The organism is Limnobacter humi, from assembly GCF_024518835.1.
Lineage (GTDB): Bacteria > Pseudomonadota > Gammaproteobacteria > Burkholderiales > Burkholderiaceae_B > Limnobacter > Limnobacter humi.
In genome coordinates this window covers 1-572 of sequence record NZ_JANIGO010000021.1, presented here as the reverse complement: position 1 = coordinate 572, position 572 = coordinate 1, and the positions used below count along the sequence as shown (strand labels likewise).

Genomic DNA, 572 nt, shown 5'->3' with positions numbered 1-572 from the left:
AGCGCAAAAGCAAAGGGATCGTTCAGCCTCTGAACATGCGGGTGCGTCTGGCAACCCACAACCGGTTCGTGGAGCTTTCCAAGACATTGCGCATGCCCTACGACGAGACGCTTGAATGGGTTCTGGAAAGGGCAGGGGTGGATGAAGATGGGAATCCGCCAGCTCTCTAGTGGCGGATCGACGCGAGGACCGCAGCCTTGCTTGCGGTCCTCGCAACAGACGATTAAGCCCCGGCCATACCGAAAGCCTTGCACATGTTGTCGAGTCCGACTTCAAGGCCGATAGTGTTCGCGATCATTGCAGTGATGCCGTTGACGAAATAGCACATAATTCCCCCGATCAGATAGTAGACCGGTGTGCTCCATGGCACCATCTCGCCATTGGATTTGCGATATGCCGAACGGGCGGCGTTGAAAAGCGCCACCGTGCCGATGATCATCCAGATCAGAGTTACGGAGTATTGGAACTGCTGGCAGTACGTGCCCGTGATCGAGCCAGATTGCGCATAATCGAGAACATTGCTCGTGGTCGCATCTTCGGCGAGTGAAAAGGTGCCAGCCAAGCGGTAGAAA

The 572-nt window shown here is 55.6% G+C and carries 1 protein-coding gene; it reads right to left on the bottom strand.

The window, feature by feature from the left end:
• Positions 1-223 precede the first annotated feature (223 nt).
• Positions 224-572 (bottom strand): hypothetical protein (locus tag NQT62_RS15370; protein ID WP_256765627.1); only part of this gene is annotated, 349 nt, incomplete at its 5' end.